Genomic DNA, 24,496 nt, shown 5'->3' with positions numbered 1-24,496 from the left:
AAGGAGACACAGATGCTGCTGATCGAATGCCCCTGGTGCGGTCCCCGCGCCGAAACCGAATTCTCGTGCGGCGGCGAGGCGGACATCGCCCGCCCGCTCGACACGGACAAGCTCACCGACAAGGAATGGGGCGACTACCTTTTCATGCGCAAGAACCCGCGCGGCGTGCATCGCGAGCAATGGTTCCACACGCAGGGCTGCCGCCGCTGGTTCAAGGCGCAGCGCGACACCGTCAGCTATGCGTTCCAGGGTTATCAGACGTTCGAGCGTCCGTTGCTGGCGCTGGACAGTACCGATACACAGGCCGCAAACGCACAGGTAAAGGCACAAGAGGGCAAAGCATCATGAGCCAGAAAGACCGACTCCCGACCGGCGGGCGCATCAATCGCGCGATCGCGCTGAGCTTCACGTTCAACGGCGTCGAGTATCAGGGTTATCAAGGCGATACGCTCGCGTCCGCATTGCTCGCGAACGGCATGCATTTCGTCGCGCGCAGCTGGAAATATCATCGGCCGCGCGGCATCGTGACCGCGGGCGTCGAGGAGCCGAACGCGGTCGTGCAACTGGAGACCGGCGCCTACACGGTGCCGAACGCGCGCGCCACCGAGGTCGAGTTGTACCAGGGGCTCGTCGCGAGCAGCGTGAACGCGAAACCGAGCATCGAGAAGGACCGTATGGCGATCAACCAGAAGATCGCGCGCTTCATTCCGGCGGGCTTCTACTACAAGACCTTCATGTGGCCGCGCAAACTCTGGCCGAAGTACGAGGAAGCGATTCGCGACGCGGCCGGCCTCGGCACCGCGCCGCGACAGCGCGACGCGGACCGCTACGACAAGTGCTTCGCGCATTGCGACGTGCTGGTGGTCGGCGGCGGCCCGGCCGGGCTCGCGGCCGCGCACGCGGCGGCCTTGTCCGGCGCGCGCGTGACGCTCGTCGACGATCAGCCCGAGCTGGGCGGCTCGCTGCTGTCCTGCGGCGCGGAGATCGACGGCAAGCCCGCGCTGCTGTGGGTGCAGAAAATCGAGGACGAATTGCGGCAGTTGCCCGATGTGAAGATCCTGAGCCGCAGCACCGCGTTCGGCTATCAGGACCACAATCTCGTCACGGTCACGCAGCGCCTGACCGATCATCTGCCCGTGTCGCAGCGCAAGGGCACGCGCGAACTGCTGTGGAAGATCCGCGCGAAACGCGTGATTCTCGCGACCGGCGCGCATGAACGGCCGATCGTGTTCGGCAACAACGATCTGCCTGGCGTGATGCTCGCGTCGGCGGTGTCGAGCTATCTGCATCGGTATGCGGTACTGCCGGGTCGCAATGCGATCGTGTTCACGAACAACGACGACGGCTATCAATGCGCGCTCGACCTGAAAGCGGCCGGCGCGCAGGTGAGCGTCATCGATCCGCGCGCGGGCGAATCGAAGGGCACGCTGCCGGCGCTCGCGCGCCGCCATGGCATCAAGGTGCTGAACGGCGCGGTCGTCACGGCGGCGCATGGCAAGCTGCGCGTCGCGTCGGTGTCGCTCGCCTCGTATGCGAAAGGGCAAATCACCGCTCAGCAGCGCCAACTGCCGTGCGATCTGCTCGCGATGTCGGGTGGCTGGAGCCCAGTGCTGCATCTGTTCGCGCAGTCGGGCGGCAAGGCCCATTGGCATGACGACAAGGCCTGCTTCGTGCCGGGCAAGGCGCTCCAGCCTGAGACCAGCGTCGGCGCCTGCGCGGGCGACTTCACGCTCGGCCAGGGCATCCGCTTCGCGCTCGACGCCGGCGTCGAAGCGGCGCGCGCGGCCGGGCACATCGTCGCGCGGCCAAAGCCGGTGCAGGTCGCCGAACTGAGCGAAACGAAGCTGGAACCGCTGTGGCTCGTCGGCGGACGCGAGTTGGCCACGCGCGGGCCCAAGCAGTTCGTCGATTTCCAGAATGACGTCGCGGCGGCCGATATCTTCCTCGCGGCGCGCGAAGGCTTCGAATCCGTCGAACACGTGAAGCGCTACACCGCGATGGGCTTCGGCACCGACCAGGGCAAGCTCGGCAACATCAACGGCATGGCGATTCTCGCCCAGGCGCTCGGTAAGACCATTCCCGAGACCGGCACGACGACGTTCCGGCCGAACTACACGCCGGTCACGTTCGGCACTTTCGCCGGCCGGGAATTGGGCGAATTGCTCGATCCGGTGCGCAAGACGGCGGTGCACCAATGGCACGTGGAACACGGCGCGGCGTTCGAGGACGTCGGCAACTGGAAGCGTCCGTGGTATTACCCGAAGCCGGGCGAGGACATGCATGCGGCCGTCGCGCGCGAAGCGCTCGCGGTGCGCACGAGCGTCGGCATTCTCGATGCGTCGACGCTAGGCAAGATCGATGTTCAGGGCCCCGATTCCGCGAAGCTGTTGAACTGGGTGTACACGAATCCGTGGACCAGGCTCGAAGTCGGCAAGTGCCGCTACGGCCTGATGCTCGACGAAAACGGCATGATCTTCGACGACGGCGTGACCGTGCGCCTCGCCGAGCAGCACTACATGATGACGACCACCACCGGCGGCGCGGCGCGTGTGCTCACGTGGCTCGAACGCTGGCTGCAAACCGAATGGCCCGACCTGCGCGTGCGGCTCGCGTCGGTCACCGATCACTGGGCAACTTTTGCGGTAGTCGGCCCGATGAGCCGCAAGGTGCTGCAAAAGGTCTGCGCCGACATCGACTTCGCGAACGCGGCGTTTCCGTTCATGACGTATCGTGAAGGCACCGTCGCGTGCGCGGCGGCGCGCGTGATGCGCATCAGCTTCTCGGGCGAACTCGCGTATGAGGTGAACGTGCCGGCCAATGTCGGACGCGCGGTGTGGGAAGCATTGATGGCCGCGGGCGCGGAGTTCGACATCACGCCGTACGGCACCGAGACGATGCACGTGCTGCGCGCGGAGAAGGGCTACATCATCGTCGGCCAGGATACGGACGGCTCGATGACGCCGCACGACCTCGGCATGGGCGGGCTCGTCGCGAAGTCGAAGGACTTTCTCGGCAAGCGCTCGCTCGCCCGCCCGGACACCGCGAAGGCGGGACGCAAGCAACTGGTCGGGCTGCTCGCGGAGGATGCGTCGTTCGTGATACCCGAGGGCTCGCAGATCGTCGCCGGTCCGTTCCAGGGCGATACCGCGCCGATGCTCGGGCACGTCACGTCGAGCTATTACAGCCCGATTCTGCAACGCTCGATCGCGATGGCGGTCGTCAAGGGCGGTCTCGACAAGATCGGCACGACCGTCACGATTCCGCTCGCAAGCGGCAAACAGATCGCGGCGAAGATCGCGAGTCCGGTGTTCTACGACAGCGAAGGAGCACGTCAACATGTGGAATGAAACAGGCGGAACGGTGTCCATCGTGGACCGCACGCTCGGGCGGCAAAACGGCGCGTGGCAGGAGTCGCCGCTGGTCGGTGTGGATGGGCTGCTGAAACAGCATCAGGCCAACGCGACTGCCGCGTTCCGGCTCGGCGAGCGGCCGTTTCTCGAACTCGTGAACGTGCGCGGCGATACGCGCGACGCGGCGTTCATTCGCGCGGTGGAACAGGTGATCGGCTGCAAGCCGCCGGAGAAGCCGAACACGGTCGCGCGCGGCAACGGCTACGACATGGTCTGGCTCGGCCCGGACGAATGGCTCGTGCGTTCGGAGACCGCGCACGATGCGACGCGCACGGCGCCGTTGCAGGCGAAGCTCGGCGCGGCGTTCGCGGGCGTGTTCGCATCGGCGGTCGATGTGGGCAGCGGCTATACGGTGCTTGAAATCACCGGCACGCGCACGCGCGACGTGCTCGCGCGCGGCTGTCCGCTCGATCTGCATCCCAAACTTTTCGGCCTGGGGCAGTGCGCGCAGAGCCACTATTTCAAGGCGTCGATCACGTTGCTGCCCACGGGCACCGACAGTTTCGACATCGTCGTGCGTCGCAGTTTCGCGGATTACTTCGTCAGGATCATGCTCGACGCCGCCGAGCCGTTGATGTGCTGAGCGACGCGCGGTTCGCTTTGCTGATTTCGCCATGACGTCGGCACGCGCGGCCACCTCGCTTCTCACGGCACGCGCGTGCGATGAGCGCGATGCCGGCGCCGCGCTCGCGCTGCTCGATCAAAGTATCGCGCTGCGTCATCGGCGCATTGCGCTGATCCGCTATCTGCTCGCGCGGGAGCTCGGTGCGCCGCTCGAAGCGCGGCATCATGCGTACGTCGAGAAAATCGCGGCCCGTCTGAGCGCGGATGCCCTCGCGCGGATCGCCGGTGCAGCGCGTGCGCGGCTGCGCCCGTAAGTCCACGCCGTATCAGGGCTTGCCGCCATCCAGCGCCGTGAGGATCTGATGCGCGGCGCTCACGCGCGCTTCGTTCGGGAAATTGCGATTGGCGAGCATCACGATACCGATGCGTTTTTGCGGCACGAACGCGACATACGCACCGAACCCGTTGGTCGATCCGGTCTTGTTGATCCAGACGTTCTGCTGCGGCGGCAGCGGCGGTTTGATTGCGGTCGACGGCGTGCCGTTGAGGACCATCTCCGGCGAATTGCCGGCCAGCAAGGTCGGCAACGCGACCGGATACGGGTACTGCTCCCAGATCAGATCCTGGGTCAGCACGCCGGCCTGGAAGTAGCCGGTATGCGTGTCCGTGATCGCGCGCTGCCACTGACTGTCGAGCGGAATCAGGTTCATGTTGGCCTGCACGTAACGCAGCATATCCGCGGCGGTCGACTTCACCCCGTAGGCTTCGGCGGAAATCACGCCGCCCGTCAGACGGACCGGCGCGCCGTCTTTCGCATAGCCCTGCGCATAGTCCGGCATTTTCGCCGCGGGGACGTCGATGTAGCTGTTCTTCATGCCGAGCGCCGGAAACACGCGTTGCTGCATCAGCACGGTGAAATCCTGTCCCATGGTCTTCGCGGTGATCAGGCCGAGCGTGCCGATGCCGGGATTCGAGTAGGTGCGGAACGTGCCGGGCGCATGAGCGGGCTGCCAGTCGTGGAAGTACCGCAGCAATTGCGCGTCGTTATGGATGTCGTCCGGCACCTGTAGCGGCAGACCGCCAGGTGTGTGCGTGCCGAGGTTCAGCAGGCTGACTTTGCCGAACGGGCGGCCGCGCAGCGTCGGCAGATAGCGTTCCGTGCCGTCCGACAACGACAGCTTGCCGTCGAGCTGCGCATACGACGCGAGCGTCGCCGTGAAGGTCTTGCTGACCGAGCCGAGTTCGAACAGCGTATCGCGTGTGACCGGCTTGCCGGTTTGCGTCGATGCGACGCCATAGTTGTAGACGTAGGGCTTGCCGTCGTCGATCACGCCGACCGCCATGCCGGCGATATGGTACTTCGCCATCAGCGGCCTGATCGCGGCATCGATGGTCGGTTGGAGTTGCGCGGCGGTGGGCTCGGCCGCGTGGCCGACGGGTGAGATCGCGCAGAGCGTGAACAGCGCGAACGTGGCGGTTGTTATCAGTTTGAGCGCTCGGGTCTTCATGGCAAACGGGTCCTCGGTCGGGGGAGTGTGAATCGGTGGATCGGCGATTCGGCCGAGGCAGCACTATCGGGCTTTTGCGAACCGCTGGCAAACGAGGATATGTTGCGCGGGGGTAAAGAAAAAGTTGTAGGCCGCTACGCTGGTGAAACGGTGCGCCGCGCAGCGTGTGCGGCGTGCCGCTCACGAACATGGAGACGTCGACGGCGGCGCGCCGAAGAAGTTTGTGATCGACCCGCACGGGTTGTTGAAGGCGGCCTGAGTTTGGTTGGCCGCTAAAGCGCTGCGTGGCCTGCCGGGCACGCGACGCTTCTGTTCATTGATCAAGCCGCCATCACCGGCGCAGCGGATAGCGAAGGCGCCTGCTTGCGACGCTCGCGCGTCGGCGCGGTGCCGAACGCATCGCGATAGCTCTTCGAGAAGTGGCAGGCCGACTGGAAGCCGCAGGCCATCGTGATGTGCATGATCGACATGTCGGTCTGCAACAGCAGCTCGCGTGCGCGCCGCAGGCGCAGTGTCAGATAGTAGTGCGTCGGCGTCATGCCCAGATGTTCGCGGAACAGCCGTTGCAACTGCCGTTGCGACATGCCGGCGAGCCGCGCCAGTTCTTCGCGCGACAGCGGCTCCTCGATGTTGTTCTCCATCAGCGAGATCACTTCGAACAGCGATTTGTTGGCCGAGCCGAGCCGCGCGACGAGCGGCATCTTCTGCTGCGCGCTGGTGTCGCGCACGTGTTCGACGATGAACTGCTCGGCGATCTGCGTGACCCGAGCGGTGCCAACACGCGGCGCGATCAGGTTCAGCATCATGTCGAGCGGCGCGACGCCGCCGGTACAGGTCACGCGATCGCGATCGATCACGAATAGCTCTTTCAGAAAGCGCGTATCGGGAAACTCTTCCTTCAGCGCCGACATGTTTTCCCAATGGATCGCGCACGCATAACCGGCCAGCAGGCCGGCGCGCGCGAGCGCATAGGTGCCCGTGCAAAGACTGCCCAGCACGCAGCCCATGCGCGCGAAACGGCGCAGCGCGGACAGATGCTCGGCGCTGGTGGAGCGCTGCACGTCGATGCCGCCGACCACGAACACGATGTCGGGTTGCCCGACGCATTCGACCGGCCCCGTATCAACGGATAACCCGTTGCTCGCCATGACCGGCCCGCCGGCGGGACTCACGATCGACCAGCGGTAAAGCGTCTGGCCCGTCAGATAGTTCGCCATGCGTAGCACTTCGATCGCGTTCGAGAAGGCGATCATCGTGAAGTTGGGTACCGGCATGAATGCGAAATGCGACAACGATGCCGTGCGATCGGTGGACATGGGAACGGTGATTCCTGATGTAAATGTCGCGTCGCCGTGGGGAGGGCGACTATCTGAATTCTGAGTATCAGGGCAACTACCGTGCCATCAGGCTAAACCCCTGGATACTGCGCACAAAGCCTGGAATAGCTAAGCAATCGACTGATGAAACCATCCGCGCGGCACCGGAACAGCGCGGCGACGCCCTTGCAGCGCACCCGATCGGCGCAGGAATACTGCGTTGTAGTGCAGCGCTGAGCGCGCGGATCGCGCCGACTTGTCGAAAAAAGTCGCGCATGGCGGAAAAGGCAAAGAACGCGTCTGAATTCGTAAATAGACGCGCCGGGTGACCGTCAAGAATAGACCCAAGGCAAAGCGGTAGCGCGATCCCGCTGGCAACCCGCAGCAGCCTCCCCGTCAACGTTCTCAGGGACCTTCCATGTCGAACCCGAATCCCTTCTTCGAAGACTCGCTAGCGCCGCGCGATCCGGCGGTGCGCGGCGCCATTCTGAAAGAGCTCGAGCGTCAGCAGTCGCAAGTCGAGCTGATCGCGTCGGAAAACATCGTGTCGCGCGCGGTGCTCGACGCGCAGGGCTCGGTGCTGACCAACAAGTACGCGGAAGGGTATCCGGGCAAGCGTTACTACGGCGGTTGCGAATACGTCGACGCGATCGAGACGCTCGCGCTCGATCGTATCAAGCAGCTGTTCGACGCGAAGTTCGCCAACGTGCAGCCGCATTCCGGCGCGCAGGCGAACGGCGCGGTGATGCTCGCGCTCACCAGGCCGGGCGATACGGTGCTCGGCATGTCGCTCGACGCGGGCGGGCATCTGACGCACGGCGCGAAACCCGCGATGTCGGGCAAGTGGTTCAACGCGGTGCAGTACGGCGTGCGGCGCGACACGATGCTGATCGACTACGAGCAGATCGAGGAACTGGCGCAACAGCACAAGCCGACGCTGCTGATCGCCGGCTTCTCCGCCTATCCGCGCGCGCTCGACTTCGCGCGGCTGCGCGCGATCGCCGATGGCGCCGGTGCGAAGCTGATGGTGGACATGGCGCATATCGCCGGGTTGATCGCGGCGGGCCGCCATGACAATCCGGTCCCACATGCGCACGTGGTCACGTCGACCACCCACAAGACCTTGCGCGGTCCGCGCGGCGGATTCGTGCTGACCAACGACGACGAGATCGCAAAGAAGATCAACTCCGCCGTGTTCCCCGGCTTGCAGGGCGGCCCGCTGATGCACGTGATCGCCGGCAAGGCGGTCGCATTCGGCGAGGCGCTGCAGCCGGGCTTCAAAACCTATATCGACAGCGTGCTCGCGAACGCGCGGGCATTGGGCGAGGTGCTCACATCGGGCGGCGTCGATCTGGTCACGGGCGGCACCGACAACCATCTGCTGCTGGTCGATCTGCGGCCGAAGGGGCTCAAGGGCAATCAGGTCGAACAGGCGCTGGAGCGCGCGGGCATCACCTGCAACAAGAACGGCATTCCGTTCGATACGGAGAAGCCGACCATCACGTCCGGCATCCGCCTCGGCACACCGGCGGCCACGACACGTGGCTTCGGCGTCAGCGAGTTTCGCGAGGTCGGGCGTCTGATCGTCGAGGTGCTCGATGCGCTGCGCGTGTCGCCCGAAGGCGATGCCGCAACCGAACAACGCGTGCGCCGCGAGATTTTCGCGCTGTGCGAGCGCTTTCCCATTTACTGAGTACGCGTGGAGCAAACGATGAGTCAACTGCACGAAAACAGCATCATCATCGACGGGCTGAACATTTCGAAGTTCGAGCGCTCGGTGTTCGAGGACATGCGCAAGGGCGGCGTGACCGCGGTGAACTGCACGGTGTCGGTCTGGGAAAGTTTTCAGAAGACCGTCGACAACATCGCCGAAATGAAGCAGCAAATCCGCCAATACAGCGAGATCCTCACGCTGGTGCGCACCACCGACGACATCTTCCGCGCCAAGCAAGAGAACAAGACCGGCATCATCTTCGGCTTCCAGAACGCGCATGCGTTCGAGGACAACCTCGGCTATATCGAAGCGTTCAAGGATCTCGGCGTCAACGTGGTGCAGCTTTGCTACAACACGCAGAACCTGGTCGGCACCGGCTGCTACGAACGCGACGGCGGTCTGTCCGGCTACGGGCGCGAAGTGATTCAGGAGATGAATCGCGTCGGCATCATGGTCGATCTGTCGCATGTGGGCGGCAAGACGTCGTCGGAGGCGATCGCGGCGTCGAAGAAGCCGGTCTGCTATTCGCATTGCTGCCCGTCCGGGCTCAAGGAGCATCCGCGCAACAAGACCGACGAGCAGTTGAAGGAGATCGCGGACGAGGGCGGCTTCGTCGGCGTGACGATGTTCGCGCCGTTCCTGAAGCGCGGACCGGACGCGACCGTCGAGGACTATATCGAGGCGATCGAGTACGTGGTGAACCTGATCGGGGAGGACCAGGTGGGGATCGGCACGGATTTCACGCAGGGCTACAGCACCGAGTTTTTCGACTGGATCACGCACGACAAGGGCCGTTATCGCCAGTTGACGAACTTCGGCAAGGTCGTGAATCCCGAAGGCATTCGCACGATCGGCGAGTTTCCGAACCTGACCGCCGCGATGGAACGCGCCGGCTGGAGCGAGACGCGCATCCGCAAGATCATGGGCGAAAACTGGGTACGGGTGTTCGGCGAAGTCTGGAAGGTGTGAGCTTTAGCCCTTGTTTTCATAGCGGATACGAAACGGAGTCTCCACATGCAACCCCAACTGCCTATCGACGTCGATCCGCACACCGGCGTCTGGACCACCGACGCGCTGCCGATGCTGTACGTGCCGCGCCACTTCTTCACCAACAACCACGTCGCCGTCGAGGAAGCGCTCGGCCGCGATACGTACGCCGGGATTCTCTACAAGGCCGGTCACAAGTCCGCCTATTTCTGGTGCGAGAAGGAAGCGAAGCAACATGGTCTTGCCGGCATGGCGGTATTCGAGCACTACCTGAACCGTCTGTCGCAGCGCGGCTGGGGCATCTTCAGGATCATCGAAGCCGATCCGGGCAACTCGCATGCGCGGATTGAGTTGCGGCACTCGTCGTTCGTGCTCGCGCAACCGGGCAAGGCCGGAAAGCTTTGCTACATGTTCGCCGGCTGGTTCGCGGGCGCGATGGACTGGGTCAACGATACCGCGCCCGACGGCGCGCGCAAGGGCCCGCCGTCGCAGTCGAAAGAAGCACGCTGCGCGGCGGAGGGACACGAGCACTGCGTGTTCGAAGTCTCGCCGCTCGCGTCAATCTAATCCGGGCATTCCGAGGTCGATCGCGATGCGTTACCCGAACCTTTTCAAGCCGCTCACGTTGAACAAGCTGACGCTGCGCAATCGCATCGTCAGTACCGCGCACGCGGAGGTCTATGCGGAGCCGGGTGGCCTGCCCGGCGATCGTTATATTCGCTACTACGAGGAAAAGGCGAAGGGCGGAGTCGGACTGGCCGTGTGCGGCGGTTCGAGCCCGGTGTCGATCGACAGCCCGCAAGGCTGGTGGAAGTCGGTGAATCTCGCCACCGACCGGATCGTCGATCCGCTCGCGCGGCTCGCCGAAGCGATGCACGCGCATGGCGCGAAAATCATGATTCAGGCCACCCACATGGGACGCCGCTCGGCGTTTCACGGCGAGCACTGGCCGCATCTGATGTCGCCGTCGGGAGTGCGCGAGCCGGTGCATCGCGGCAACGCGAAGATCATCGAGGTCGAAGAGATCCGCCGCATCATCGGCGACTTCGCGGCGGCCGCGAAGCGCGTGAAGGATGCGGGCATGGACGGCATCGAGATCTCGGCGGCGCACCAGCATCTGATCGATCAGTTCTGGAGCCCCCGCACCAACTTCCGTACCGACGAATGGGGCGGCTCGCTCGAAAACCGCCTGCGTTTCGGCGTCGAAGTGTTGCAGGCGGTGCGCGCGGCGGTGGGCGCCGACTTCTGCGTCGGCCTGCGCATGTGTGGCGACGAATTCCATGAAGACGGGCTCGATCACGAGCAGCTGAAAGAGATTGCCCAGGCGATGAGCGAGACCGGTCTGATCGACTATCTCGGCGTGATCGGTTCCGGCGCGGACACCCACAACACGCTCGCCAACTGCATGCCGCCGATGGCGCTGCCGCCCGAGCCGTTCGTGCATCTCGCGGCCGGCATCAAGCAGGTCGTCAAGGTGCCGGTGATGCACGCGCAAAGCATTCGCGACGCGGGCCAGGCCGAGCGCTTGCTCGCGAGCGGCATGGTCGATCTGGTCGGCATGACGCGCGCGCAGATCGCCGATCCGCATATGGTCATCAAGATCCGCGATGGCCGCGAGGACGAAATCAAACAGTGCGTCGGCGCGAACTACTGCATCGACCGACAGTACAACGGGCTCGACGTGCTGTGCGTGCAGAACGCGGCGACCTCGCGCGAAGCGACGATGCCGCACGTGATCGCAAGGTCGCGCGGGCCGAAGCGCAAGGTCGTCGTGGTCGGCGCGGGGCCGGCGGGTCTCGAAGCGGCGCGCGTCGCGAAGTCGCGCGGTCACGACGTGGTGCTGTTCGAAAAGAACGATCACGTGGGCGGCCAGATCATGCTGGCGGCGAAAGCGCCGCAGCGCGAGCAGATGGCGGGCATCGTGCGCTGGTTCGACATGGAGACGAAGCGCCTCGGCGTGGACCGCCGCCTCGGTGTCGCCGCCGACGAGCGGACCATCATGGCCGAGAAGCCCGACATCGTCGTGCTCGCCACCGGCGGTTCGGCGTTCACGTCGCAGGTCGCGGCGTGGGGCGTCGACGCGGGGCTCGCGGTCAGTTCGTGGGACGTGCTGGCCGGCAAGGTCGAGCCGGGCAGAAACGTGCTCGTGTACGACGGCGTCAGCACGCATGCCGGTGCGGGCGTCGCCGATTTCATCGCGAGCCGCGGCGCCAACGTGGAGATCGTCACGCCCGACGTGAAGGTCGCCGACGACGTCGGCGGCACCACGTTCCCGATCTTCTATCGCCGTCTGTACGCGCAAGGCGTGATCCATACGCCCAATTACTGGCTCGACAGGGTGTACGAGGAGAACGGCAAGAAGATCGCCGTGATCCGCAACGAGTACACCGAGGAGCAGGAGGAGCGCGCGGTCGATCAGGTGGTGATCGAAAACGGCAGTACGCCGAACGACCGGCTTTACTGGAAGCTGAAGCCTGAATCGGTCAATCGCGGCCAGGTCGACGTGCACAAGCTGTTCGCGTCCGAACCGCAACCGGGTCTCGACGAGCAGCTCGGCGACGGCCGCTTCCTGCTGTTCCGGGTCGGCGACTGCATCTCGATGCACAACATTCACGGCGCGATCTACGACGCGCTGCGCCTTTGCAAGGATTTCTGACGATGAGCCCCGTGTTTGTCATCACCGTCCTGCTGTGGGTGTCGGCGGCCGGTCTCGCGTTCGCGCTGGCGCGCCGCGCCGCCTACTGGCGCGAGGGCCGTGCGACCGTCGCGGGCGCCTATGGCTGGGCCAATCTGCTCGCGATCCCGAAGCGTTACTTCGTCGACCTGCATCACGTGGTCGCGCGCGATCCGTATATCGCCCGCACGCACGTTGCCACGGCGGGCGGAGCGATCCTCGCGATGGCGCTCGTGTTCGTCAACTACGGTCTCGCGATCTACTCGCCGTGGCTGGACAAACTGATCTTTCTCGCCGCGCTGGCGATGCTGATCGGCACGGTGTTCGTGTGGCGCCGCCGGCATGGCGCGAAGACGGTGCCGGCGCGACTCTCGCGCGGGCCGTGGGATCAGTTGCCGTTGCTACTGGGCGCGTTCGCGCTCGGTCTCGCGCTGTTCATCGCGCTTCCGGCGACGATGATGTCCGGCGCGCTCGCGGTGATCGTCGCGCTGTTGATCGCGGCGGGCGCGTTCACGATGACGTTCGGCGCGGCGCGTGGCGGCCCGATGAAACATGCGTTGGCCGGACTGCTGCATCTCGCGTTTCATCCGCGTCAGGAGCGCTTTGCCGATTTCACCGCAGCGCGTCACGCTCGCGATGCCGTGCCGCCCACCGCGCTTAAAACCCCGCTGCTCGACGCGAAAGAATATGGCGTCGGCAAGCCGGTCGAATTCCGCTGGAACCAGTTGCTCAGCTTCGACGCCTGCGTGCAATGCGGCAAATGCGAAGCGGCGTGCCCCGCGTTCGCGGCCGGTCAGCCGCTCAATCCGAAGAAGCTGATTCAGGATCTGGTAACCGGCATGGTCGGCGGCACCGACGCGCAGTACACAGGCAGCCCGACGCCCGGCATTCCGGTCGGCGAGCACGCGGGCGCGCCCTCCAAGCCGCTGATCTCGACGCTGATCGAAGCGGACACGCTGTGGTCCTGCACGACCTGCCGCGCCTGCGTGCAGGAGTGCCCGATGCTGATCGAGCACGTGGACGCGATCGTGGACATGCGCCGCAATCAGACGCTCGTCGAAGGCAGCGTGCCGGGCAAGGGGCCGGTGACGCTCGCGAATCTGCGCGAAACCGGCAGCCTCAACGGCTACGACATCGGCGCGCGCTACGACTGGGCCGTCGATCTGCAGGTGCAGGTCGCGCAGCCGGGCCGTCACGTGGACGTGCTGCTGATCGCCGGCGAAGGCGCGTTCGACATGCGCTATCAGCGAACGCTGCGCGCGCTCGTCAAGGTGCTGAACCGCGCGGGCGTCGATTACGCGGTGCTGGGCGGTGTCGAGACCGATACCGGCGACACCGCGCGGCGGCTCGGCGACGAAGCGACGTTCCAGCAACTGGCCCGTACGCTGATCGGGACGCTCGCGCTGTACTCGTTCGCGCGCATCGTTACCGCCGATCCGCACGTGCTGCATAGCCTGCGCAACGAATATCGCGCGCTCGGCGGGTTCTATCAGGTCCAGCATCACACGGCGCTGATCGACGAACTGATCGCGAGCGGCAAGCTGTCGCCGCGCGCGGCCGCCGCCGTCGCGGCGCGCAACATCACGTATCACGACCCGTGCTATCTGGGCCGCTACAACGGCGAGACGGAAGCGCCGCGCCGGGTGCTGAAGAGCATCGGCATCAAGGTGGTCGAGATGGAGCGTCACGGCCTGCGCGGACGCTGCTGCGGCGGCGGTGGTGGCGCACCGTTGACCGATATCCCGGGCAAACGGCGGATTCCCGACATCCGTATCGACGACGCGCGCGCGAGCGGCGCGGAGATCGTCGCGGTCGGCTGCCCGAATTGCACGGCGATGCTCGAAGGGGTGGTGGGGCCGCGACCGGAAGTGCTGGACGTTGCCGAACTGGTCGCCGCGGCGCTGGAGTAACGCGATGATGAATACGCTCAAACGAATCGATCCGCGCCGGCCGTTCACGGTGACGGCACAGGGACTCAGGCGCATCACGCTCGGCGTCGTTGGCATCGCGGACGCCGACAGTGCCACACGGTCCGATGCGCGTCATGCCGGGCATCGCGAACAGCCGAAGCCGCGCCGCACGACGGCCGCGCCGCGCCATGTGCTGCTGGTCGCGGCGCACGCGGACCGCGGCGCGCTCGATGAACATGCGCGCCAGACGCTCGCGGCCGCCGCGCTGATCGCGGACACGCACAGCGAAGTCGTGCTGCTGGTGTTCGGCGAATTCACCGGCGATGCCGCCGCGCTCGGCGCCGACAAGCTGATCGAATTGCCGATGTTCGATCGCCGCACGTACGCGCCGGACGATGAACTGAATGCGCTGGCGGCCTGCGTCGCGGCCTATGCGCCAGCCCATGTCTTGCTGCCCGACAACGCGACCGGCGACGGCGACCTCGGCCGCCGCTATGCGGCGGCGGCCGATGCAAGCGTCGCGACGCACGTCGTCGAGATCGATGCCGGGCACGTGTGCACCTATATTCGCGCGAATACGGCGCTCGCCAGCCGCGCGCTGCCCGAGGTCGTGCTGCTCGAGCCGAATGCGGTCGATCCGAAGCTGCCGTTCGTCGGCGCGGGCGAGCGGGTCGCGTGGCGCTTCGACCGCGAAGCGGACAGCACGGTCGCGCAACGAGCGATACACGCTCTCGGCATCGACGAAATCGACGCGGCGCAGGTCGCGCTGGAAGAGGCGGATTTCATCGTGTCGGCGGGCAACGGCGTCAGCGACGTGCCCGCGTTCGAGCGACTCGCGACGACCCTCGGCGCGGCGATCGGTGCCAGCCGGGTTGCCGTCGACGACGGCAAGTTCACGCGCGACAAGCAGATCGGCGCGACCGGCAAGACCGTCGAGGCGAGCGTGTATATCGCGTTCGGCATCTCGGGGGCGGTGCAGCATCTGCAGGGCATCAAGGATTGCCGCCATGTGATCGCGGTGAATCTCGACGCGAGCGCGCCGATCGCGAAGCGCGCGAATCTGACCGTGATCGCCGACGCGCAGGAAACCATCGCGGCGCTCCACGAGGCGGCGGCCGCGGCGCGCGGTGCCCGCGCCACCTCGGCCGCGCTGCTGCGGCCGGGCAAGCTTGCCGAAGGAGTGCTCGCATGAAGATCGCCGTGCTGGTTTCAGTCGGACGTCACCCGGTCAGCGGCGTCGCGCGCTACAGCCGCAACGATGCGGCGGCGTTGACGCTGGCGCTGTCGCTCGTCAGAACGCATGGCGCGACGCTCGACGTGCTGCACGCGGGCGATCCGTCGAACGCCGCGTTGAACGAGTATCTGGCGCTCGGCGCGCGTTCGGTCGAAGTGCTCGAAATGCCGCCCGACGCCGATCCTGCGCCGCAACTCGCCGCGCGTTTGCGTGGCTACGAGCTGGTGCTGACCGGCACGCGCGCCGAAGGCGGTTTCGATAGCGGCATGCTGCCGTATCGCGTCGCGCATGCGCTGGCGGTGCCGCTCGTCGGCGCCGCCGTCGATGTGGCGCTGCGCGACGGTCGAGCGCAGGTCCGGCAGTCCATGCCGAAGGGCCTACGACGGCGCGTCGAAGTGCGGCTGCCGGCATTGGTTGCCGTGCATCCGCTCGCGAACGTCGCGACCTCGTACGCGTATGCACGAATGCGCGAAGGCACGATCGAGCGCGCCGTCGCGCCGGTCGCCGACGCGCGGCACGGCACCACTCGCGAACAGTCCGCATGGACGATCGGTTCCGCCACAGCGAAACCGGTGCGCCTCGCCGCCGCCGAAAAGCGCTCGGGCCACGCGCGCATGCTGTCGGCGACGACGACCGAGAGCCGCGGCGGCAGCGTCGTAATTGAAGGGAGTTCCGTCGAAAAAGCACAAGTGATACTCGCGTATTTGCGCGAGCATCAACTGGTGGATTACTGAATTCCGGCTCGGGCCAGCATGCGACCAGGAGGGCCTGGCGCGGCGCCAGACGTGACACGCAACGGAGCACACAATGAAAGTTTCCGCAGACGTTCGCGCAATGATCGAACGCCGCAAGCAGAACTACACGCTGGAAGCGCCGTTCTATACCAGCGAGCACATCTTCGCGCTCGACATCGACGCGATTTTCCGCCGGCACTGGATTCAGGTCGCGGTCGAGCCCGACGTGCCCGAGCCGGGCGACTATGTGACGGTCGAGATCGGCGACGATTCGATCCTGATCGTGCGCGACGACGACATGCGGGTGCGCGCGTTTCATAACGTATGCCGCCACCGCGGCGCGCGTCTGTGCAATACCGGCAAGGGCTCGCTCGGCAATATCGTCTGTCCGTATCACAGCTGGACGTATAGCCTCAATGGCGACCTGATGTTCGCCGAGCACATGGGCGAGCAGTTCGAGCGCTGCAAACATAGTCTGAAAGCGGTGCATGTCGAAAATCTCGCCGGACTGATTTTCATCTGCCTCGCCGAGCAGCCGCCCGCCGATTTCGCCGTGATGCGCGCCGCGATGGAACCGTATCTGTTGCCGCACGATCTGGCCGGCTGCAAGATCGCCGCGTCGATCGACATCATCGAGGAGGGCAACTGGAAACTGACGATGGAAAACAATCGCGAGTGCTATCACTGCGTGGCGAACCATCCGGAGCTGACCATCTCGCTGTACGAATACGGTTTCGGTTATCAGCGCACGCCGGCGAACGAGGAGGGCATGGCCGCGTTCGAGACGACGGTCGCGCGCCGCACCGCGCAGTGGGAGGCGATGCAGTTGCCGTCGGCGGAAATCGAGCGGCTTGCCGACCTGGTCACCGGGTTTCGTACGCAACGTCTGCCGCTCGATCGCGACGGCGAATCGCAGACGCTCGACGCGAAGGTCGCCTCGAAGAAACTGCTCGGCGGTTTCAGGCACGCGGATCTCGGCGGCCTGTCGTTCTGGACCCAGCCGAACTCGTGGCATCACTTCATGAGCGACCACATCGTCAGTTTCTCGGTGATTCCGCTGTCGGCCGGCAAGACGCTGGTGCGCACCAAATGGCTCGTGCACAAGGACGCGCGCGAAGGCATCGATTACGACCTCGACAATCTGACCGCCGTGTGGCGCGCGACCAACGACCAGGATCGCGCACTCGTCGAATATTCGCAGCGCGGCGCGACGAGCAGCGCGTATGAGCCGGGTCCTTATTCGCCGTTCACCGAAGGACTCGTCGAAAAGTTCTGCGAGTGGTATATCGGCCGTCTCGCGGATTACGACGCGAACTCACGGGCGGTGCACGACGAGAAAGTCGTGTCGTTCGTGCGCTGAGCGCAAGACCGCAATGAGGAGCGGGGGGACAACCATGATGCGCGATCAGGCCATGTTTCAACCGGACATCGAGCAGACTTCGCAGAATCCAGCTGACGCGCCGAGCCGCGTCACGCAGCCGCGCTTCTGGGACGCGCTGCCGGCGCGCTGGAACAGCGACGCCGACGACACGCTGGAGTGCTGCCAGGTCCGCAGCGAAACGCACGACGTGAAGAGTTTCTTCTTCCGCGCGCCATCCGGTCGGGCGTTCGTGTTCGAGCCGGGGCAATTCATCACGCTGGAGTTGGAGATTGACGGCGAGCGCGTCAATCGCTGCTATACGATCTCGTCTGCGCCCACACGGCCGCATACGATTTCGATCACCGTCAAGCGCGTGCCGGGCGGCCCGGTGTCCAACTGGCTGCACGACCATCTGCATGCGGGTATGCAGGTACGCGTGCTGGGCCCAGCCGGCGAATTCACCTGCGCGCGGCATCCGGCGCGCAAGTTGCTGTTTTTGTCGGCGGGCTCGGGCATCACGCCGCTGATGTCGATGAGCCGCGCGCATCATGAACTCGGCGAGGACAGCGATATCGTCTTCGTGCACAGCGCGCGTACGCCGGACGACATCATCTTCGCGCGCGAGCTCGATCTGATCGCCGCCAATCAGGCGCATTTCCGCACCGCGTTCGTCTGCGAACGCGTGGGCACGCGCACCAATTGGCCCGGCATCACCGGCTTTCTGACGCTGCCGCTGCTGAAACTGATTGCGCCGGATTTTCTGGAGCGCGAGATTTTCACGTGCGGCCCCGCGCCGTATATGCAGGCGGTGCGCAATCTGCTCGATGAAGGCGGCTTCGATCGCCAGCACTATCACGAGGAAAGCTTCTCGTTCGAGACCGTCAGCGAAGTGGCCGCGCAATTGGCCGAAGCGCATGTCGCGCACACGCTGAGCGATGCGTGCGCGCCGGCCGAAACCGCCACGCGTTTCAAGGTGAGCTTTACGCGCAGTCATCGCGAGATCGAGTGCGGCGGCGGCCAGCATGTGCTCGATGCGGCGAAGCAGGCGGGCGTGCGGCTGCCGGCGTCGTGCACGCAAGGCATGTGCGGCACCTGCAAGGTGAAGCTCGTGTCCGGCGAAGTGGCGATGAAGCACGCGGGCGGTATCCGTCAGCGCGAGATCGATCAGGGCATGGTGCTGCTGTGCTGTAGCAAGCCGCTGACCGATCTCGTCGTCGACAAGTAATACGACTGATAACACCACAACAACACGGCAAACACTGGGCGGATTGGCGTGGAAGTCGCATGCGGACAACTGCATGTCGCAAAACAACGCTACCCGGCAATTCTGGTTGGCGATTCTGAATACGCGATGTACGGTTCGATGGCAAACGCGTCAATGGGCAAATGGATCAACGGGAGAACGTCGATGAGACTGATCGGAAAGGTAGTGGTGGCAAGCGCGTTGGGGGTGATGCTGGCGGCGGTCAGTGCGGGCGTGTCGGCCGATTCGAAGCCGACCATCAAGATCGGTTACGTGGAGGGCTGGGACGATAGCGTGGCGACCTCGAACGTGGCCGCCGAGGTGATCGAAAAACGCCTCGGTTATCAGGTGCAACTGGTGCCGGTGGCGGCCGGCGTGATGTGGCAGGGCGTGGCGCGCGGCGATCTCGACGCGACGCTGTCCGCGTGGCTGCCGGTCACGCACGGCGCCTACTGGAACAACTTCAAGGACAAAGTGGTCGACCTCGGGCCGAACTTCAACGACGCGAAGATCGGTCTGATCGTGCCGGACAACGCGGACGTGAAGAGCGTCGGCGATCTGCAGGCGAAGAAGGCGGAGTTCGGCGCGCGCATCGTCGGCATCGACGCCGGCGCGGGTGTGATGCAGAAAACCAGCGAGGCGATCAAGGCCTATGGGCTCGACTATCAGCTGATGCCGAGTTCCGGAAGTGCGATGACCGCCGAACTGGCGCGCTCGGAGGCGGCCAGCAAGCCGATCATCGTGACCGGATGGAAGCCGCACTGGATGTTCGCCAAGTACAAGCTGAAATTCCTCGACGATCCGAAGAAGGTATTCGGTGAAGCCGAGCACGTGGATAGCGTGGTGAATCCCGAGCTCGAGAAAAAAGCGCCGACAGTGGTCGCGTTCCTGAAGAAGTTCCAATGGAAGCCGGGCGAGATCGACACGGTGATGCTGGCCACGCAGAATGGCGAAAAGCCGGCTGCAGCGGCCGACGCGTGGGTCAGCGCGCATGCGGACCGGGTGGATAGCTGGGTGAAGTAACTCGGCCAGGCGTCGGCGCAGCACACGAAAACGCCGCTTTTCAGCGGCGTTTTTCTGTTTACCGCAGCACGACGGTGCGCTCGCCGTTGATGAACACACGCCGCTCGACGAACGCCTTGACCGCGCGCGCGAGCGTAATGCATTCGACGTCGCGTCCGGTCGTCAGCAGCCGTTCGGGGCTGTACGAGTGATCGACCGGTTCGACTCCCTGCTCGATGATCGGACCTTCGTCGAGATCGTCGGTGACGAAATGCGCGGTGGCGCCGATTACCTTGACGCCGCGCGCATGGGCCTGATGATACGGTCTCGCTCCCTTGAAACCGGGTAGGAACGAATGGTGGATATTGATCGCGCGCCCGGCGAGCGCCCGGCTCGTTTCGGCGGACAGGATCTGCATGTAGCGCGCGAGAATCAGCAGTTCCGCGCCGGACGTATCGAACAGCTCGAGCAGGCCGGCTTCCTGTTGTGGCTTCGTGTCGGCTGTAATCGGCAGATGATGGAACGGCAGGCCGTGCGCTCGCGCGAGCGGTTCGAGATCGCGATGATTGGAGCCGATACCGACGATGTCCATCTTCAGTTCGCCCATGCGCCAGCGAAACAGCAGGTCGGCGAGACAGTGTTCGAGCCTGGAAACCATGATCAGGACTTTCGGCCGGCTCGACAGATCGTGGATCGCCCACGTCATCCGGAAGCGTTCGGCGATCGGCGCGAATTCCTGCTTCAGCGTGGCGATCTGCAGCGCATCGTCGCGATCGACGTGGTGAAACACGCAGCGCACGAAAAAGCGCTCGCTCAGTTCGTCGTCGAATACGGTGAGTTCGTCGACATAGCAACGATGCCGTTCGAGAAAGCCAGCGACGGCGGCAACCTGGCCCGCCGCGCTCGGACACGCGACGGTGAGAACCCCTTGAGCAGGACGGGAAATGGCGGACATAAGCTCTCCACATTGACGATCAGGCGAGGCCGCGGGGTGCGGCGCGCATCGTCGCAGTAGAGCAAATCGGGCGATAACGCGGATAGAAGCTAACCGCCGTTGCGCTGGAATGGGAGCGCCAGGAGGATCTGCCGTGCTAATCCGCAGGCTCCGCCGCGAGCCTTCGCTTCAGCGTATCGATCAACGCGCGCACCTTCGCCGGCGGGTGACTCGTCGGCGGGAATACGGCCTGAATGCTCGCCGGTGCGCTCGCCCATTCGGGCAGCAGCCGGATCAGCCGTCCCGCCGCGACGTCGTCCGCGATCGAAAAATCCGTCAACAGACCGATGCCGCCGCCCGCGAGCGTCGCCGCGCGGCAGGCATCGGCCGTGTTGACGCGCAACGCGGACGCGCAGCGCACGCTCGCGATCTTGCCGTCGACGTGCCGCAAATCGAGCGTCAACGGATGCGGCAGCACCGACAACGCGCAGTAGGGCAGCGTCTCCAGCGCGGCCGGCGTGCCCGGCGCGCCCCACGTCCGCAGGAACTCCGGACTCGCGACGAGCCATTTGACGAAGCTGCCGAGCTTCACCGCGCGATAGTTGGAATCCGCGAGGCGGCCAAGCCGGATCGCTACATCGATGCCATCGGCGATCAGATCGACGTAGCGGTCGCTGCTCAGCAGCTCGACGTCGAGCTGCGCATGCGTGCGGCGCAATTCGACCAGCGCGGGCGCGACGACGAGCGTGCCGTAGTCGTTCGGCGCACTGACGCGCAGCGTGCCGCGCACCGGTGAGGTTTCCCCGCCGAGCGCGTTCAGCGCGTCCTCGGTGGCGCGCAGAATCTTCACGCTCGCCTCGTAGAACGTGCGGCCCGCCTCGGTGACGCCGAGCCGCCGGGTGGTGCGCACCAGCAGGCTCGCGCCGACCTCCGCCTCGAGCCTCTGCATGTGCGTGCTGACCATCGTCTTCGCGAGACCGAGCCGCGTCGCGGCGGCGCTCAGCGAGCCCGCGTCGATGACCGCGACGAAGATCGCGAGGCGGTTCAGGTTCACGTTGCGCACATCGGCCATGATCGATTGTCCATTCTCGCTTGACTGTGTTTCCCGGATTATCGGGCTTCCGCGCGACAGTGCCTACGCCTTATGCTGGGCGTGTCATTCAACGTATCCGGAGCCATCCATGCCCGCTGCCAGACCCGCCGAGCCTATCAAGCTGTATACGACGCTGCTTTCAGGCCATGGTCATCGCGTGAAGCTGTTTCTGACGCTGCTCGATCTGCCGTTCGAGGTCGTCGAACTGAACATGAAGGCGGGCGGCAACCGCAAGCCCGAGTACCTCGCGCTGAACCCATTCGGTCAGGTGCCGACGATTCAGGACGGCGAGCTCACGCTGTTCGATTCGAACGCGATTCTGGTCTATCTGGCGAAGCGCTATGGCGACGCATCGTGGCTGCCGGACGATCCGCGCGGCGCCGCGGCGGTGCAGCGCTGGCTGTCGCTCGCGGCTGGCCAGATCGCCTACGGGCCGTGCGCGGCGCGGCTCGTGACCGTGTTCGGCGCGCCGCTCGACCACGAACGTGCGAAGCAGATCGCCGTCAAGCTGTTCGACGTGATCGACGAGGAGCTTGCCGGTAAGCCGTTCGTGGCTGGTGCGCACGTCACGATCGCCGACATTGCCGCGCACACGTATATCGCTCACGCGCCCGAGGGCGGCGTGTCGTTGCAGCCGTATCCGAACATTCGCGCGTGGCTGCAGCGCGTGGAGGCACTGCCGCGTTTCATCGCGATGCCTTCGACGAAGGCGGGCTTGCTGGCGGCGTGATACGCGTTGACGGCTGCGTCAGATCTTGCAAAGGAGTCCGATCATGTCCGAGTTCGTCCCGTTGAATAACTGGGGAAGCGACGCGTCGCCGTTTCATGCCGGCGAGCAGGATGCGCAGCAGCGCGCGGGTGTGCGTGAGGTGGCCGAGTCGATGGGACGTCGGGGCATTCGCCGATTCATGCCTGAGCAGCATCGCGAGTTCTTTGCCGCGCAGCCGTTCGTCGTGATTGGCGGCGTCGATGTGAGCGCTCAGCCGTGGGCGACGCTGCGTGCGGGTGCGCCGGGTTTCGTCTCGTCACCGGATGCGCGGACACTGCGCATCGAAGGTGGCGCATTGGCTGGCGATCCGCTCGCCGCGGGTTGGCGCGAAGGCGCGCAGCTTGGTGCGCTGGGCATCGAGCCGCGTACGCGGCGGCGCAATCGGGCAAATGGCGTCGTCCGGTCCGTGGCAGGCGACACGTTGCAGGTCGAAGTCACGCAGAGCTTCGGCAATTGCCCGAAGTATATCCAGAGCCGCGCGCCGTCTTTCATCGAGCGGGACGCGGCCGCGACGCGCGCGCAGCCCGAAATCGCCACGCTTCTGAGCAGTGCCGACCGCGAGTTGCTCGCGAGCGCGGACACCTTCTTTATCGCCAGCGCGAATCTGAGCGAGGAAGCGGGACCGGGAAAGGGGATCGACGTTTCCCATCGCGGCGGTGCGCCGGGCTTCGTGCGCGTGGACGACGCAACTACGCTGACCACGCCCGACTACAGCGGCAACCGCTTTTTCAACACGATCGGCAACCTCGTGCACGATCCGCGCGCGGGTCTGCTGTTTATCGACTTCGCAACCGGCGATCTGCTTTATCTGGCGGTGCGAGCAGAGATCATCTGGGACGGCGACGAACTCGCGGCATTTGCGGGCGCCCAGCGACTCGTGCGGTTTCATGTGAGCGAAGTGCGGCGCAGTCGCGGCGCGTTGCCGTTCCAATGGTCGGAGGTCGAACTGGCTCCGCAGTTTCTGCCAAAGGTTCGAGAAAGCGCTTGAGCCGATGCGCACGCGCGTGCTTTAGCTGGGTACGGGCGCCGTTTTACTGCGCATTCCGGCCGAGCCGATAAGACACGCCGAGTCTGGTGGCCAGTTGCCATACATAGACTCGCGAGTACGAAATGCCGAACTGACGGCTTATCAGCTCGCGCATGCGCGCATTGCTCCAGCCGTCGGCGTCGAAGCCATAGTCCCGCGGCGAGGCCCTCAGCGCCTGGGCCAACCAGTCCAGATCCGCCACCGCGAGTGCGGAATGGCGGCCGCCGACGCTCATGTTTCTCAGCGCCTCGAGCCCACCTTGCTCCAATAGCTTGCGATATCGCTCGACGGTGGTCTTGGCCATGCCCATCTGTCTCGCGACTTCGGCCGCAGCGACGCCGTCGAGCAGTTTCTGGCCCGCCGTGAGACGCCGTGCGACGGTCGGCAAATCGTCATTTGGTCGATGCATCGGAGAACTCCGCCGTTGGGTCGCTGACCGGACTGCAATCGGTTACTGGGGTAGACAGTGAGGAGGGCGCGCCACCTACAGATAATCGAAAAATCGCCCGCTGTGTCCAAAAGAATAAAAAATCAATCGCGCCTTTCCTCTGATAGAAAATCACGCAATCCTCCCGTAAGGCGGTTACACGATGTTTTCTTTCTAAAATCTTAAATATCTCTCTTGCGATTGAATTTAACGTTTGCTAACCTGATTGACGTGATTCAAAGACGTCAATCCGGCTCGGCTCGCTCCGACAGCCCGCATACCGCCAGGCCGCATACGGCTTGACGTCGGGCGCTTTTAAGTGCGGGCGGCAGGTCGGAAGACTGAACCGTTTGAGTGCGCGGATTCCTGTTTTGCGAATGTAATTGGAATGCATTTTTCGATGCAGGCTGGCGATTCGCCGGAAAGCTGCGAAACAGGTGCTGAAGATTGAAAATCCTTCGCGGCGTTTTTCCAGCGGATTATATGTAAACGGGACATTCGTGCAGAGTGGCGTTGTGAAGCCCGAATCCAGTAACCACCCGCTTAATTTTAGCTGCGTCGTTCAATACCGGAAATATTTTATGCCGGGC

The 24,496-nt window shown here is 64.8% G+C and carries 20 protein-coding genes and 1 pseudogene; 16 read left to right on the top strand and 5 right to left on the bottom strand.

Annotated elements, in window-relative coordinates; translation table 11 throughout:
- Positions 1 to 12: 12 nt before the first annotated feature.
- Genes F6X39_RS11735 through F6X39_RS11720 form a run of 4 tightly spaced genes read left to right on the top strand, consistent with a single transcriptional unit; the run spans position 13 to position 4,288 of the window.
- A complete protein-coding gene (locus tag F6X39_RS11735; protein ID WP_018425086.1) occupies positions 13 to 348 on the top strand; it encodes a sarcosine oxidase subunit delta in 336 nt (111 codons plus the stop codon).
- Complete coding sequence (locus F6X39_RS11730; protein ID WP_187616751.1) at positions 345 to 3,347, top strand: sarcosine oxidase subunit alpha family protein; 3,003 nt, start codon at positions 345 to 347, stop codon at positions 3,345 to 3,347. The genes F6X39_RS11735 and F6X39_RS11730 overlap by 4 nt, the downstream gene beginning before the upstream one ends.
- Positions 3,337 to 3,993 (top strand): sarcosine oxidase subunit gamma, encoded by a 657-nt coding sequence (locus F6X39_RS11725; RefSeq protein WP_187616750.1) that lies wholly within the window; start codon positions 3,337 to 3,339, stop codon positions 3,991 to 3,993. Before F6X39_RS11730 ends, F6X39_RS11725 begins: the two co-directional genes overlap by 11 nt.
- 31 nt (positions 3,994 to 4,024) lie before the next feature.
- Positions 4,025 to 4,288, top strand: coding sequence for a hypothetical protein (locus F6X39_RS11720; RefSeq protein ID WP_018425089.1), 264 nt, complete (start codon positions 4,025 to 4,027; stop codon positions 4,286 to 4,288).
- A 12-nt stretch (positions 4,289 to 4,300) separates the two neighbouring features.
- Here the strand turns inward: F6X39_RS11720 and ampC are convergent, their stop codons facing one another.
- Positions 4,301 to 5,482 (bottom strand): class C beta-lactamase, encoded by a 1,182-nt coding sequence (gene ampC, locus F6X39_RS11715; RefSeq protein WP_187616749.1) that lies wholly within the window; start codon positions 5,480 to 5,482, stop codon positions 4,301 to 4,303.
- A gap of 320 nt (positions 5,483 to 5,802) precedes the next feature.
- Complete coding sequence (locus tag F6X39_RS11710) at positions 5,803 to 6,798, bottom strand: GlxA family transcriptional regulator (RefSeq protein ID WP_187616748.1); 996 nt, start codon at positions 6,796 to 6,798, stop codon at positions 5,803 to 5,805.
- A gap of 418 nt (positions 6,799 to 7,216) precedes the next feature.
- Between F6X39_RS11710 and F6X39_RS11705 the strand changes: the two genes are divergently transcribed.
- From F6X39_RS11705 to F6X39_RS11660, 10 genes are all read left to right on the top strand, one after another.
- Complete coding sequence (locus F6X39_RS11705) at positions 7,217 to 8,491, top strand: serine hydroxymethyltransferase (protein WP_187616747.1); 1,275 nt, start codon at positions 7,217 to 7,219, stop codon at positions 8,489 to 8,491.
- Between the two features lie 18 nt (positions 8,492 to 8,509).
- Complete coding sequence (locus F6X39_RS11700) at positions 8,510 to 9,481, top strand: dipeptidase (RefSeq protein WP_187616746.1); 972 nt, start codon at positions 8,510 to 8,512, stop codon at positions 9,479 to 9,481.
- A gap of 45 nt (positions 9,482 to 9,526) precedes the next feature.
- Positions 9,527 to 10,066, top strand: a complete 540-nt coding sequence (locus tag F6X39_RS11695; protein ID WP_187616745.1) for a DUF5943 domain-containing protein — start codon at positions 9,527 to 9,529, stop codon at positions 10,064 to 10,066.
- Positions 10,067 to 10,091: 25 nt separating this feature from the next.
- Positions 10,092 to 12,155, top strand: coding sequence for an NADH:flavin oxidoreductase (locus F6X39_RS11690; protein ID WP_187616744.1), 2,064 nt, complete (start codon positions 10,092 to 10,094; stop codon positions 12,153 to 12,155).
- A 2-nt stretch (positions 12,156 to 12,157) separates the two neighbouring features.
- Positions 12,158 to 14,083 (top strand): (Fe-S)-binding protein, encoded by a 1,926-nt coding sequence (locus F6X39_RS11685; protein ID WP_187616743.1) that lies wholly within the window; start codon positions 12,158 to 12,160, stop codon positions 14,081 to 14,083.
- 7 nt (positions 14,084 to 14,090) lie between these two features.
- Positions 14,091 to 15,275, top strand: coding sequence for an electron transfer flavoprotein subunit alpha/FixB family protein (locus F6X39_RS11680; RefSeq protein WP_187616800.1), 1,185 nt, complete (start codon positions 14,091 to 14,093; stop codon positions 15,273 to 15,275).
- The gene (locus F6X39_RS11675) at positions 15,272 to 16,051 is read left to right on the top strand and encodes an electron transfer flavoprotein subunit beta/FixA family protein (RefSeq protein WP_187616742.1); all 780 of its coding nucleotides are present in this window, start codon (positions 15,272 to 15,274) and stop codon (positions 16,049 to 16,051) included. The genes F6X39_RS11680 and F6X39_RS11675 overlap by 4 nt, the downstream gene beginning before the upstream one ends.
- A 73-nt stretch (positions 16,052 to 16,124) precedes the next feature.
- Positions 16,125 to 17,411, top strand: coding sequence for an aromatic ring-hydroxylating oxygenase subunit alpha (locus tag F6X39_RS11670; protein ID WP_187616741.1), 1,287 nt, complete (start codon positions 16,125 to 16,127; stop codon positions 17,409 to 17,411).
- A 34-nt stretch (positions 17,412 to 17,445) separates the two neighbouring features.
- Positions 17,446 to 18,636 (top strand): hybrid-cluster NAD(P)-dependent oxidoreductase, encoded by a 1,191-nt coding sequence (locus tag F6X39_RS11665; RefSeq protein WP_187616740.1) that lies wholly within the window; start codon positions 17,446 to 17,448, stop codon positions 18,634 to 18,636.
- 183 nt (positions 18,637 to 18,819) lie between these two features.
- Positions 18,820 to 19,677 (top strand): glycine betaine ABC transporter substrate-binding protein, encoded by an 858-nt coding sequence (locus F6X39_RS11660; protein ID WP_090810004.1) that lies wholly within the window; start codon positions 18,820 to 18,822, stop codon positions 19,675 to 19,677.
- Between the two features lie 58 nt (positions 19,678 to 19,735).
- On the opposite strand, the gene purU is transcribed toward F6X39_RS11660, so the two are convergent.
- The gene (purU, locus tag F6X39_RS11655; RefSeq protein WP_184046876.1) at positions 19,736 to 20,611 is read right to left on the bottom strand and encodes a formyltetrahydrofolate deformylase; all 876 of its coding nucleotides are present in this window, start codon (positions 20,609 to 20,611) and stop codon (positions 19,736 to 19,738) included.
- Between the two features lie 136 nt (positions 20,612 to 20,747).
- On the bottom strand, positions 20,748 to 21,662 hold the full coding sequence (locus tag F6X39_RS11650) for a LysR family transcriptional regulator (RefSeq protein WP_187616739.1): 915 nt from the start codon (positions 21,660 to 21,662) through the stop codon (positions 20,748 to 20,750).
- A gap of 109 nt (positions 21,663 to 21,771) precedes the next feature.
- Here F6X39_RS11650 and F6X39_RS11645 point away from each other — a divergent pair, with 109 nt between their 5' ends.
- Together F6X39_RS11645 and F6X39_RS11640 are read left to right on the top strand one after the other, a co-directional pair.
- Positions 21,772 to 22,413: a glutathione S-transferase family protein gene (locus tag F6X39_RS11645; protein WP_184060196.1), complete on the top strand. Its 642-nt coding sequence runs from the start codon at positions 21,772 to 21,774 to the stop codon at positions 22,411 to 22,413.
- 43 nt (positions 22,414 to 22,456) lie between these two features.
- Positions 22,457 to 23,413: pseudogene (locus F6X39_RS11640) on the top strand (pyridoxamine 5'-phosphate oxidase family protein); the annotation flags it as partial.
- 70 nt (positions 23,414 to 23,483) lie between these two features.
- On the opposite strand, the gene F6X39_RS11635 reads toward F6X39_RS11640, so the two are convergent.
- Complete coding sequence (locus F6X39_RS11635) at positions 23,484 to 23,888, bottom strand: helix-turn-helix domain-containing protein (RefSeq protein WP_184073010.1); 405 nt, start codon at positions 23,886 to 23,888, stop codon at positions 23,484 to 23,486.
- Between the last annotated feature and the right edge of the window lie 608 nt (positions 23,889 to 24,496).

Origin of the sequence: Paraburkholderia sp. UCT2, assembly GCF_014397665.1 — a bacterium.
GTDB classification, from domain to species: domain Bacteria; phylum Pseudomonadota; class Gammaproteobacteria; order Burkholderiales; family Burkholderiaceae; genus Paraburkholderia; species Paraburkholderia tuberum.
The sequence above is the reverse complement of the archived record's forward strand: the minus strand, read 5'-3'. Positions and strand labels throughout refer to the sequence as shown.

Excerpts from the sequence above, each read along its gene's own strand:
- F6X39_RS11735 (WP_018425086.1), top strand. The coding sequence starts at position 13 with ATGCTGCTGATCGAATGCCCCTGGTGCGGTCCCCGCGCCGAAACCGAA.
- F6X39_RS11730 (WP_187616751.1), top strand. The coding sequence starts at position 345 with ATGAGCCAGAAAGACCGACTCCCGACCGGCGGGCGCATCAATCGCGCG.
- F6X39_RS11725 (WP_187616750.1), top strand. The coding sequence starts at position 3,337 with ATGTGGAATGAAACAGGCGGAACGGTGTCCATCGTGGACCGCACGCTC.
- F6X39_RS11720 (WP_018425089.1), top strand. The coding sequence starts at position 4,025 with ATGACGTCGGCACGCGCGGCCACCTCGCTTCTCACGGCACGCGCGTGC.
- ampC (WP_187616749.1), bottom strand. The coding sequence starts at position 5,482 with ATGAAGACCCGAGCGCTCAAACTGATAACAACCGCCACGTTCGCGCTG.
- F6X39_RS11710 (WP_187616748.1), bottom strand. The coding sequence starts at position 6,798 with ATGTCCACCGATCGCACGGCATCGTTGTCGCATTTCGCATTCATGCCG.
- F6X39_RS11705 (WP_187616747.1), top strand. The coding sequence starts at position 7,217 with ATGTCGAACCCGAATCCCTTCTTCGAAGACTCGCTAGCGCCGCGCGAT.
- F6X39_RS11700 (WP_187616746.1), top strand. The coding sequence starts at position 8,510 with ATGAGTCAACTGCACGAAAACAGCATCATCATCGACGGGCTGAACATT.
- F6X39_RS11695 (WP_187616745.1), top strand. The coding sequence starts at position 9,527 with ATGCAACCCCAACTGCCTATCGACGTCGATCCGCACACCGGCGTCTGG.
- F6X39_RS11690 (WP_187616744.1), top strand. The coding sequence starts at position 10,092 with ATGCGTTACCCGAACCTTTTCAAGCCGCTCACGTTGAACAAGCTGACG.
- F6X39_RS11685 (WP_187616743.1), top strand. The coding sequence starts at position 12,158 with ATGAGCCCCGTGTTTGTCATCACCGTCCTGCTGTGGGTGTCGGCGGCC.
- F6X39_RS11680 (WP_187616800.1), top strand. The coding sequence starts at position 14,091 with ATGAATACGCTCAAACGAATCGATCCGCGCCGGCCGTTCACGGTGACG.
- F6X39_RS11675 (WP_187616742.1), top strand. The coding sequence starts at position 15,272 with ATGAAGATCGCCGTGCTGGTTTCAGTCGGACGTCACCCGGTCAGCGGC.
- F6X39_RS11670 (WP_187616741.1), top strand. The coding sequence starts at position 16,125 with ATGAAAGTTTCCGCAGACGTTCGCGCAATGATCGAACGCCGCAAGCAG.
- F6X39_RS11665 (WP_187616740.1), top strand. The coding sequence starts at position 17,446 with ATGATGCGCGATCAGGCCATGTTTCAACCGGACATCGAGCAGACTTCG.
- F6X39_RS11660 (WP_090810004.1), top strand. The coding sequence starts at position 18,820 with ATGAGACTGATCGGAAAGGTAGTGGTGGCAAGCGCGTTGGGGGTGATG.
- purU (WP_184046876.1), bottom strand. The coding sequence starts at position 20,611 with ATGTCCGCCATTTCCCGTCCTGCTCAAGGGGTTCTCACCGTCGCGTGT.
- F6X39_RS11650 (WP_187616739.1), bottom strand. The coding sequence starts at position 21,662 with ATGGCCGATGTGCGCAACGTGAACCTGAACCGCCTCGCGATCTTCGTC.
- F6X39_RS11645 (WP_184060196.1), top strand. The coding sequence starts at position 21,772 with ATGCCCGCTGCCAGACCCGCCGAGCCTATCAAGCTGTATACGACGCTG.
- F6X39_RS11635 (WP_184073010.1), bottom strand. The coding sequence starts at position 23,888 with ATGCATCGACCAAATGACGATTTGCCGACCGTCGCACGGCGTCTCACG.